This window comes from Cryomorphaceae bacterium (assembly GCA_007695365.1).
Classification (GTDB): Bacteria; Bacteroidota; Bacteroidia; order Flavobacteriales_D; family SKUL01; genus SKUL01.
Genome location: REDV01000040.1, coordinates 1 through 9,544, shown reverse-complemented (window position 1 = coordinate 9,544; position 9,544 = coordinate 1). Strand labels below are relative to the sequence as shown.

Annotated in this window: 14 protein-coding genes; all 14 read right to left on the bottom strand. The window is 45.2% G+C overall.

All coding sequences use genetic code 11. The annotated features are described in order from the left end of the window. Window positions 1-47 precede the first annotated feature (47 nt). Window positions 48-1,310 carry a hypothetical protein gene (locus EA392_01545; protein TVR41546.1) on the bottom strand — a complete coding sequence of 421 codons (1,263 nt, stop codon included), beginning with the start codon at window positions 1,308-1,310 and terminating at the stop codon, window positions 48-50. Then, the gene (locus tag EA392_01540) at window positions 1,307-3,256 is read right to left on the bottom strand and encodes a hypothetical protein (GenBank protein TVR41545.1); all 1,950 of its coding nucleotides are present in this window, start codon (window positions 3,254-3,256) and stop codon (window positions 1,307-1,309) included. Before EA392_01540 ends, EA392_01545 begins: the two co-directional genes overlap by 4 nt. After that, window positions 3,256-3,507 (bottom strand): hypothetical protein, encoded by a 252-nt coding sequence (locus EA392_01535; GenBank protein TVR41544.1) that lies wholly within the window; start codon window positions 3,505-3,507, stop codon window positions 3,256-3,258. The genes EA392_01540 and EA392_01535 overlap by 1 nt, the downstream gene beginning before the upstream one ends. A gap of 41 nt (window positions 3,508-3,548) precedes the next feature. Beyond that, entirely contained in the window at window positions 3,549-3,896 is a 348-nt protein-coding gene (locus tag EA392_01530) for a hypothetical protein (GenBank protein ID TVR41543.1), read from the bottom strand. Between the two features lies 1 nt (window position 3,897). Continuing rightward, the gene (locus EA392_01525; GenBank protein ID TVR41542.1) at window positions 3,898-4,329 is read right to left on the bottom strand and encodes a hypothetical protein; all 432 of its coding nucleotides are present in this window, start codon (window positions 4,327-4,329) and stop codon (window positions 3,898-3,900) included. A 7-nt stretch (window positions 4,330-4,336) separates the two neighbouring features. After that, window positions 4,337-4,762 (bottom strand): hypothetical protein, encoded by a 426-nt coding sequence (locus tag EA392_01520; GenBank protein TVR41541.1) that lies wholly within the window; start codon window positions 4,760-4,762, stop codon window positions 4,337-4,339. Continuing rightward, window positions 4,759-5,205: an HK97 gp10 family phage protein gene (locus EA392_01515; GenBank protein ID TVR41540.1), complete on the bottom strand. Its 447-nt coding sequence runs from the start codon at window positions 5,203-5,205 to the stop codon at window positions 4,759-4,761. Before EA392_01515 ends, EA392_01520 begins: the two co-directional genes overlap by 4 nt. Further along, entirely contained in the window at window positions 5,206-5,547 is a 342-nt protein-coding gene (locus EA392_01510; GenBank protein TVR41539.1) for a hypothetical protein, read from the bottom strand. Then, window positions 5,535-5,867 carry a phage gp6-like head-tail connector protein gene (locus tag EA392_01505; protein TVR41538.1) on the bottom strand — a complete coding sequence of 111 codons (333 nt, stop codon included), beginning with the start codon at window positions 5,865-5,867 and terminating at the stop codon, window positions 5,535-5,537. The genes EA392_01510 and EA392_01505 overlap by 13 nt, the downstream gene beginning before the upstream one ends. A gap of 115 nt (window positions 5,868-5,982) precedes the next feature. Continuing rightward, window positions 5,983-6,189 carry a hypothetical protein gene (locus tag EA392_01500; protein ID TVR41537.1) on the bottom strand — a complete coding sequence of 69 codons (207 nt, stop codon included), beginning with the start codon at window positions 6,187-6,189 and terminating at the stop codon, window positions 5,983-5,985. Continuing rightward, entirely contained in the window at window positions 6,180-7,118 is a 939-nt protein-coding gene (locus EA392_01495) for a hypothetical protein (protein TVR41536.1), read from the bottom strand. The genes EA392_01500 and EA392_01495 overlap by 10 nt, the downstream gene beginning before the upstream one ends. A gap of 42 nt (window positions 7,119-7,160) precedes the next feature. Beyond that, window positions 7,161-8,504: a phage major capsid protein gene (locus tag EA392_01490; protein ID TVR41535.1), complete on the bottom strand. Its 1,344-nt coding sequence runs from the start codon at window positions 8,502-8,504 to the stop codon at window positions 7,161-7,163. A gap of 13 nt (window positions 8,505-8,517) precedes the next feature. Beyond that, a complete protein-coding gene (locus tag EA392_01485) occupies window positions 8,518-9,183 on the bottom strand; it encodes an HK97 family phage prohead protease (protein TVR41534.1) in 666 nt (221 codons plus the stop codon). Further along, on the bottom strand, window positions 9,180-9,544 hold a 365-nt coding region (locus tag EA392_01480), incomplete at its 5' end, for a hypothetical protein (GenBank protein ID TVR41533.1). The genes EA392_01480 and EA392_01485, both read right to left, overlap by 4 nt.

Genomic DNA, 9,544 nt, shown 5'->3' with positions numbered 1-9,544 from the left:
CTGCCTCTTCGACGTCACCGGCACGCTCGGCTTCGCGCTCAACGTCTTCATCGAGGTGATGTGTTCAATACTAATGATGGCCTCCGGGGTGATCTGTACCGGCCAGCATCGAACGCCTGATAATTTACGTTGCGAAATACAAAGTCAATTTCAAACAGGTCTCCTGTTGCGGCTGATACGTTACCCTCACCGCTGTAAGGTGTATCGGTGAAAGCCTCAATGAATGCTGGTGGTGTGTATGGGCCGGGCCCAGATGGTGGTCTAACCCACTCCCTGAACTCCACAACCGTTTCACCTTCTACTGTTCTTTTTCTTATTCCGTTGCTTGTCCAGTAGCGTAAATTTCCGTTGCTGTCAAAATCGCACTCTTCAAAGCCGGAACGCGGGAAAATAGAAGGCTTTACGCCATAATCCTGATTTATTTTAAGCGTTTTCACGCCGGGCAATCTAAATAACTCCTGTGTGCTGTTTAGCCATGATATTCGTGTCGGCTCCGGCTCATTTGCACAGGTAATTTCTTCCACAAAGTTCTCAACCGTTCCCTCAACGATGATCGGGAAACTGTTTGGAGGTATGTCATATCGCACAGAGCGCTCATTACCTGAACTGTCTATCCTTCTAATATAGTACTTTTCGTTTGCGTATTCAATACGTGCCCCGTAGGATTTTAGTATATTTTCAATAACATCGTAACAGCTCATTCCCCGGAACGCTTCAACGTTCTTTATTTTTTCAAATAACGTTCCCGCAATGTCGGCGCTGTCTGTGTTTTGGTCAATTAGATTGATCTGATCAACAAAATTGCGTCTTAATCCTATTTGGCTAAGACAGTACCCGATGATTTGAAAGTCCCGAAAATAGCCACGAAAATAGCATCCATCAGCATCGGCAAACGGCAGCTCTTTAAGCAACGAAAGCCCGTCTATGAATCGAAACTCTGAAGGGTAAGGTGTAGCATTGAATGGCTCATTCCACTGGTCTGGCTGCATGAACCCGCGCCAAATTACCTGCGATTCATATTCTACCGTCAATGTGTAATCTTTGTTTCCCTTAGCCAGTAATCCAAGCGCTGCGAAATTCTCTACATTATGCACGCGCAATGTCGCCTCACTGCCCTTAATCGTTCTGAATGTGTCTTCGCCACCCAGCATCGAAATTGTCAGAGGATTACCCACGGCCTTGAATATCTGAAGCGGCGCGGCTTGCTGTTGAAATATACGGCTAATTGTACATTTCACCTCTTTACCGCGCAACGTGTCGAACTCTATTCGCGCTATTCCTTCATAATTATGATAACCTGTGTTTATCATGTTGAACTGTTTAATCTTGATGAATACCGTTGCAATACACCTACCAGCCGATCACCTTTTATTTCAAACTCAACCCTTCCGCCGGCCCCCATCATTCCCATACTTTCCCTATTCGTGTGTACCTGAGATCCACGCGGCAAGTTCACGATTTCCGGCCCTGCTTCACCGACCAGCGCCAGACCGCCGCCGTGAAAGTTCGTGCCTTTCTCATAAGCGGGTATCTGCGAAAACAACCCGGAAGCCATCACGCCGGCCCCGGCTGCAAGTGCTAAGTTAGCCGGGAAAGGAACTTGTGTCATTATATGCCTGATCAAAGCCGCGATGGTTTGCGCCATCATCTGTTTAATGATTTGCTGTGTCGCCTTACCTCCCTCAGCCGCCATGTTGCCCATTGCCACACCCGCGTTATAGGCAGCATCGACCGCGAATCCTTCCATGTTTAACAGCGCCTGTCCTGTAGATTGTGCCTGTTCGGTCAATTTTTTAAGCGCTATTGTTTTTTCCGCTTGCTGATCTAACCATTCTTGATGTGCTGTATCTGTTGCAATCCCCATCGGTGCAATCGGGCTTATTCCGGTCAAGCCTCTCCTGTCTGCTTCGCGCCCGCCCTGTGCTTCTAATGATGCACGCTCTTTAATAAGTTCTATTTCTGTTTTCAGTTGTGCAATCCGGCGTGTGAAGCGCTCCCTTTCCGCGTCAGTATTGGCTGCGATGAAAGCCGCCTCTGCTTTTGCTAAGTCCTCCTGCAACCGGCCAATATCACCCAATGAATCGCGGCGCTGCTGTTCTGTTTGCAACAATGTTTGATTTTCTTCATTTACCTTTTCAAGTTCATCCGCTTGCTGTTGTATTGATGCGATTTGTTGATGTGCGTAAGCTATTGTCTGTTCAATTACAGAATTATACCTTTCTGCTTCAGCAACGGCAAGAGCAAACATTCTCGACCCATCACGACCGGAGGGGAAAGCACCCCTTTCAGGAACGGGCATTCTGATTTTCTTACCTTCATTGTCAATAATTCGCTGGTATTCCTTTATGAAGTCCTCACCGGAACGCTCCCCAGCTCCTGCAAATTGTTCTATTATTGCATCAACCGTATCTTTTACATCGCGCTCAATCTGAACAGAGTCAAAATCAATCTTAGGCGGTCTTGTGCCTATCAGTTCAAGAAAGTCACTATACCCGCGCCGTAATGAATTGATATATTGTATCAGTGCTGACAATGCAGGTATGACGGCAAGCCCTATATTGTTTTTCATCACAGACCATTGCGCGTTAAGCGTTTCCATTTCAACTCGGAAAGCGTTGGCCGCTTCCAGTGACTCCTTGCTCATCACTAATCCTAATTCCCGCGCTTCATTCTTTGCCGCTTCGATTCCATCTTTACCAAGTGCAAGAATCGGCGCTAAGTCTTTCCAAGCCCCTGAAAATAGCTGTGCCCCAATGACGTTTCGTTGCGTAATGTCCTGCATTTCAGAAAGCGCAACAATCGCCTCCTCTGTGACTATGCCCAAATCGCGTAGATTTCCGCTACTGTCATGCACCGAAATATTAAGCGCTTCTATACCCATCCTTAGACCTGCGCTCATCTCTGCACCCCTGGCCAAACGCTGGGTCAATCCCATCACCGCGTTTGCCATTGCCTCGCTGTTCACCCCCGCGACCCTTGCAACATGTTCATATTCCTGCAATCTATCCGTGCTTATCCCGGTGATTTGCTCCAGGTCTAATAACCGGTCGGCTGTTTTTCCTACCTGTTTAGCCATATCAACAAGCCCTTTCACAACCGCTCCAATAGCGGCGGCTCCGGCAAGCATCTTTAGCTTTTTGGCCAGCCCTTCAACTTTTGACCCGAAGCCCTGCACATCCCTTTCGGAGTCTTTAAGACCTCGTTTAAGGCTCCTGTTGTCTGCTTCGACTTTTACCTTTGTTGTTTGCTTCGCCATCAGTTTTGCGTTTTTTTGATTAGCTGTAAGAATTTTTCTTTTGTCATTCGCTCCGGCTTTTTTTCTGCATCCCCTGAAAGTTTGAAAATATCATCCGGTGTAATTGTTTTTCCCGGCTTCAGGTGCTTAGTACGTATTTCCCACATCAGCAACCGAGTTGAATGTAATCTTTCTTCTCTTTTGCGTATCTGACCAAGCTGCATAATTACAATCTCATTGAGCGTTAATTTCATTGCATCCTGTATCGGCATTTGCAAGTCACCAAGAATCACATCATGCAACCCCGCCCACGTCAGGGCTTTTTTTTTTCCTCCGTTGCGGCTTGCTTCAGTGCTTTCATATAATGTTCTGATACTATTTCAGATTGCGCCCTGAATGATTTGATTTGATTCATCTGTTTAATATTGAGCTTACCCCATAGCTTAGAGAACTTGTCCAGATTGATAAGATTTACTGGCCTATTGTATAGCCAAGCGCCATAAGCATGAAAAAACAAGCGGTCATCATCGGTCAGTTTGTCGCTGGTGTAAAATTCGCCTAAGTCAAGCCGTGCCGCAACGGTAGCAGCTTTCAGGGCTGCAAGGTCAAACCTAAATTTAACCTTGCGCCTGAAAAAGCCTCTATTTAATTTGAACTCCATCTTATGTGGTCGGATTTACGACCAACCCTGGAGCCTTCACCCTGAATGTAGCTGACCACGTTACTGGTTGCTCCATATCCGCAGTTTGATCAAGCGATTCAATTACCGCAACACCCGAAAGAAAAGTAGCTGCTTCAGGGCTTAGGTAGCATTGAATAAGAACCTCAGTTCTGTTTGTCCACAGGTCGAATACATCAGCAAACGATATGTCGTCCATTGGTGCTTCCATCGCGTCAACCGTTACAGACGTATTTTTCAATCCTGCAATAAAATCTTCGTGCCCGTCATTGCATTTTGACGTTGCATCAGGCAAATCCGTTGCAAAGCTAATTGAGTGCGATGTTGCACCGCAAACAACTTTATAGTCCACAGGATCGCCGGGAGCTGCTACGTTTATTGACATAAGCAGGGCACTGCCATTAATTTTTCCCATTGTATTATTAGTTTAGAATTGATACATAATTTTGAATTGTGATCGTTTTCCTTAGTACTCTACCGTTATTGTACTGCTCAAGGAAAGGATCGGCGGCCTCCACCGTTTGTGTTGTGATCGTGAAATTATCAGTAATGCCATAAGATGGGCGGTTACTGTCAATCTTTTCGTATATTTCGTTTGCAATGTCTTCAGTTAGCTTGTCGCCACCCCAATCACCGGATGTTTTCACAACAATGTCGATGGTGGTCGTAACAAGCCAATCACGGCTGCATTTCGTTCCGTCACCCGTTGCGCTGGTGCTGACAATCACGAACGGAAAATTAAGCGATGATGAAAGAATGTTGCTCACAGTGACTTCCTGACCGTTTACTTCCAGCGGTGTAATCATTGCAAGAAAGTGTTTGCGTACTTCTGTTGTAACTTCTTTCATTGGTGCTTCCTTAATATTTTATTTATTTCTTTTTCAATCGATGGTTTTATTTTTGGGGCCCATGTTCTGTATGCACTCTGAAGAAACCTATCGCGGCGCTCCATCTTCAATGAGTAATCTAAATCACTCCCAATGATCGCGTCTAATCCATCTTTACGGCTTTCGATACGCGGCAATGGTATCGTTAACTGCCTATGCCCGCCGCGTATTCCGCTTTTATCCTGCCTGCCCTGTCCTTTGAAATCCAAGTATATCGAAGCCCTAAGAAAACCGAAGTCAACGGGTGCATTGCGTTTTGCATCGCGTTGTATATTTACTCCGACCTCAGCAATCACTTTACTAATAGCCTCTTGCATACGTTTATCATTGTCAGAAATATTCTTTACGGTATTGCGTAATGAAGATTTGACAACGTTTATCGATATGCCTTGCTGTTTAGCCATTTACTTTTCCTTTGAACATTTAATGACTGCGAAAAAATTCTTAGTGTCTATGTTTTCAATATTGTCTATGTACAGCACCCATCCATGATTAGTCACAAGCCGGGCACGTTCTGTAAGTTGCTCCAGTTCGCTCATGTAATGCGTTTTTACCTGATACGAATAGTCAAAAACAAATTGCGTGTCTCTGATACCACGTCCTGACCCGCTCTGTGACAATTCGCCCCAAAAGTGCGCAACATCAGACCAAACAGGCTCATTCGTTCCGCCCGCGCCATCATCATCGACCGATAACGTTTGCAGGGTGAAAAATACATTGAACTTGCCGGGGTCTATGCGAACCATGTTGAGCGCTTTATTTGTTGAACCATTATGTAAACTGAGTCCGGAACTTCTGACATATCGCGCGTAATGTACCAGTGACCAATCAGATTAAGAATTGCCTGTTTTATTTGCGGCAAAATATACGCTTCCGTAATATATTCTATTTCAATATCAGTACCCGCGGTGTTATCCAAATACCCGTCTGCTTCAGTCAATGTATCCGGTGAAACTGTTTCTATCTGCTTAACCGGCCATTGGGGGAGCATGAACTCAGTTCGTGCCGTTTTGACGCTGACCAGTATCCGCTTTTCCATCACTGAAACGCCTGTCAACTGCTCCAAGTAAGACCGCGCGGCAGGTATCAATGTCGATGAGATGTAATTGTCATCATTGTTGTGAAATACCCTTATGTAAGCCTTAGCCTCGTGCAACTGCACAGGTTCGCCGCTCAGGTATTCAGTTATTTTCGTTGTTGTCCGTTGCATCTGCTTTCTTTTTACGTGAGCGTGTTGGTGCTTTCTTTTCTTCTTTAGTTTCGTAGTCAGGCTGTTTTACCTTCGTGCCGATTTTGTTCTGAATGATAAACGGGTAGTGCTTATCATCCACTTTTATCGTGTCTCCGGCTTTTCTACCTTGCCAGCTAATATCTAATTTTATGTACATAGTTCGTATTCCTCCTGTTTGTTATCGTGATAAATTATTTTGATTGCATCCCTGATTTGAAAATAGGGTAGTGAGTGCCTGGGGATCATTGTCCTGTGTCCGGGTAAACGACCGTTTATAGACTTGGTAAATTCAACTAATATCAATTCATTGTCAATTTTTACCTTATCAATGACTGCAAGCGGTTTAAGTTCGTACAGTTTTTTTAGTACTGCTTTCGGCACTTTCATGTCATCAGGCGTTTTGTCCGTTTCGTAGAACGGGTAACGCGGATTCATGAAGTAATCATAACGCTTTGTACTGATTGTGTTCATTCCGGTTGTGCTTAGGCCCGTGTAATCATTCTGATCAACATAGCGTTTTACCTCACCCATTTGAGTAAGCAGCCAAAAATCAACGCCGCTGCGAACGTACTTTTTAGATTGAATGTTGCGTATTTTTTCTGTACGCAAAGCAATGTTAAACCCGGTCTTCCATTCTTTAACGTCCTGTTCTCCGGTCTGTCCATTGTTATAATATATCATCTTGTCAAGTCCGATATGATACTGGTAATAAGACCTGCAATCGTACCAATCAGCTCCGGCCATAATAGCCTCATGTGCTTTCTGATTGCGCTCCGCGTGTGGGTAGTCGTCTGAAGCCTGAAGGCAAAACGTCACACTTTTCTGGTCGGCTGCTTTCGCTAATTGTAGCCATTTTTGGTTTAGCGGTAATCGCGTTTTGCTGTAAATGTATTTCAATCGAACACACCCGGCTTTTTTCAGCTTCGGCCAATAGTTCTTAAAATAGTCACCCCCTACCTCATTGAAAGAAATACACTCCAGTACAATCAGTTCCCATTCGGGTGATTGCTTCTGTCGTATCAGTCCTTCCATTGTGAGAAAGATGATTTCTTTATTATTCCAAGTTGGCAGCGCTACAGTTATCATAAGAAAAAATACAGGGGGAATCTCACCCCCTGTAAGTTTGGTTTAGGTTGCGTTTCCAGTTGATACTACACAAATACCTTGCGGCAATGTATTCACATAACCCACACGCTTAACCGCTCTGATTGCGGTCATATCATTTTGCGCTAAGTTTACGGTATTGCCTTCGGCGTCGGTCAATGAAGCCTGATCAAGCATCTTCAATGCCAAACCGCCCTTGTCTCCATAAACTGAAGTGCGGGAAAGGTTGGCGAAGAACATGAAAGGCTCGCCGGCTGCAATTTCAGAAGCAGCTGGCAGCTCATCAGTCAGCACAATAGGATAATTCCACATTGTCGCTGGTGCGGCTCCGGTCGGCATTTGGATTAAGTACTGACCAAGATTATCTCCTCCAGCCAAAACATCAACCCTGATCCTGCGAAGTACAGAGAAAACAGTCGGGTGCATGTACCATTTTGCACCTGCTCTGGCCGGGGTAGGTATTTCGTAGATTACCTGCTCAAGATCATCAGCGGTAAGGTCAGCAACCAAGTCGCCAACTCCGAGTTGAAACGTTCCAACTCCCAGGCTGTTCAGGATACCATCGAACGGGTCGCCGGCAAGGATTGAACCTTGAAAAAATACGCGGTCTTCCTCGATTGCGATTGCTTCGCCGATCAACTGTGCTACAAGGCCCATCAGGTCGATTGCGCTGTCGTCAAGAATCTCATCGGTGAAAGGAACGATCACGGCCAGTTTCTTCAGCCTCTGAATTACCTGACCAATGTAAGGCTTGCTCAACGGCTTGCGTCCGGCTTCTTCTACCCATTCAACAACAACTGATTGAGTAAGTACAGGAATCCTGCGCTCGTTACCGGGGCCGCCGAAAGGCAAATAACGCATTTCGCGCCTTGCAATTCCGGCCTCGAATACGAAGCGTTGCACTTCAGCTAAGAACAATTCGGGGATGAGGTAAGAACCCTGTTCCAGGTAGTTGTCATGATGAACCTGTGTTCCGGTGTGCATGAAAGGCTCAAAAGAGGATTCTTTCAATTCCATTTCCAGCTTTTTCATTCCCTCAATGTCCTTTTTAACAAGCGATTTTACCCACTTATTATTAAGTTCACGTTCCTTTTTAGAAGCCTGCTTTTCATTTACCGGCTTCGCATTAAGCGGGGAAACGCGGTTAAACAGTTCATTCAACTGCTTCTGAATCACCTCGAAGTTCTGAGATTGCGCCATTTTTTCAAGTTGTGACTGGAGCGCGCTTTGTTTTTCTTCCAGTTCTTTCTTGTCGGCTTTTACCGTTTGGGTCTGCGAGTGCATCACCTCATCGATTGCCTTCAGCACGGCAATTTGGCTTTCGTCAAGTTCCGCGCCTTCTTCAACTTTCAATACTTTGTATTTCATTGTATTTTTTTGATTAAATGTTAATACTTATTTTAGGTAGTGAACTCCTTTTTGGCTTTTGATCGGTCGAATGGTCTTGCGCCGGTTCGATGATAATGGCCTTCAGTTGTTCTATTTCACGGTAGAGTAATTCATATATTTCGTCTTTGCTAAAGGTAGCGTTTTTCAATAACTTTTCAAACATATCGATTCGCTCCTTAGCTTTTTCGGCACTTTTCAGGCCGGTAAACGGTGTGTTTTCATTAGCACCCCATAGCACAGTCGAACCCTCCCACATGCGGCTCTGTGTAATCACACGCGCCTTTTTATCCTGTGTTTCGGCCAAGACTTCAAACCCGACTGAGTGTTCAGGGTTTGCCCCGGCTTTGTACAGGGATAGGGCCAGGTCAGCGATTGCATTCTGAGGAAACATTGTCTCAAAGTACACGCCCTCCTTTGTTTCCTCCAGTTTGTACGGTTTGTTGATCGGTGAGAGCGTGTCATGTTGCCACAAATGCCAAATCTGATTTTTCCCGGATGGCCCGCGTTCTTTTATTGTTTTGCGAAAGGCTCCATCAGCAAATATATCGCCATCAGAATCTAATGTTCCGGTGCTGGTGAAATAGCCCGTTACGATTCTTTTTTCTTCGTCAATGTCTTTGACTTTGCCGGATATGCTTTTGTATTCTATTGTTTTCATATTAGTGTCGATTCTTTAGGTTCAAAAGCAACTGCACAGCGGCAGTTTATTGTGTTAGCCGGGTCGCCATCAGGGTCTCCGGGGAAATCTATTAAATCACCGTTTACATTGAATTTATCATTGTAATCAACTGATACATTGTCCATCATTGCATGGTCAAATTCTCCATCGGCCAGAGTTCGTGTACGTGCATCGGTTGTACTCAGCCATACTTTTTTCAGAGCTATACCCAAATCCTGAACACCCTCCATTGCTCCCTCATTGCTGGCCCTCATTACCTCAGTTCGTGCAATGCGTTGCGCCCTAAAATTATCCATCTGACCCTGCAAAGAAATTATTTCATCTGTGATCCGTTGCGCTC

What these genes read in the sequence shown, in the direction of transcription:
- EA392_01545 (TVR41546.1), bottom strand. Translation starts at nt 1,310, where the DNA reads ATGATAAACACAGGTTATCATAATTATGAAGGAATAGCGCGAATAGAG.
- EA392_01540 (TVR41545.1), bottom strand. Translation starts at nt 3,256, where the DNA reads ATGGCGAAGCAAACAACAAAGGTAAAAGTCGAAGCAGACAACAGGAGC.
- EA392_01535 (TVR41544.1), bottom strand. Translation starts at nt 3,507, where the DNA reads ATGCCGATACAGGATGCAATGAAATTAACGCTCAATGAGATTGTAATT.
- EA392_01530 (TVR41543.1), bottom strand. Translation starts at nt 3,896, where the DNA reads ATGGAGTTCAAATTAAATAGAGGCTTTTTCAGGCGCAAGGTTAAATTT.
- EA392_01525 (TVR41542.1), bottom strand. Translation starts at nt 4,329, where the DNA reads ATGGGAAAAATTAATGGCAGTGCCCTGCTTATGTCAATAAACGTAGCA.
- EA392_01520 (TVR41541.1), bottom strand. Translation starts at nt 4,762, where the DNA reads ATGAAAGAAGTTACAACAGAAGTACGCAAACACTTTCTTGCAATGATT.
- EA392_01515 (TVR41540.1), bottom strand. Translation starts at nt 5,205, where the DNA reads ATGGCTAAACAGCAAGGCATATCGATAAACGTTGTCAAATCTTCATTA.
- EA392_01510 (TVR41539.1), bottom strand. Translation starts at nt 5,547, where the DNA reads ATGGTTCGCATAGACCCCGGCAAGTTCAATGTATTTTTCACCCTGCAA.
- EA392_01500 (TVR41537.1), bottom strand. Translation starts at nt 6,189, where the DNA reads ATGTACATAAAATTAGATATTAGCTGGCAAGGTAGAAAAGCCGGAGAC.
- EA392_01495 (TVR41536.1), bottom strand. Translation starts at nt 7,118, where the DNA reads ATGATAACTGTAGCGCTGCCAACTTGGAATAATAAAGAAATCATCTTT.
- EA392_01490 (TVR41535.1), bottom strand. Translation starts at nt 8,504, where the DNA reads ATGAAATACAAAGTATTGAAAGTTGAAGAAGGCGCGGAACTTGACGAA.
- EA392_01485 (TVR41534.1), bottom strand. Translation starts at nt 9,183, where the DNA reads ATGAAAACAATAGAATACAAAAGCATATCCGGCAAAGTCAAAGACATT.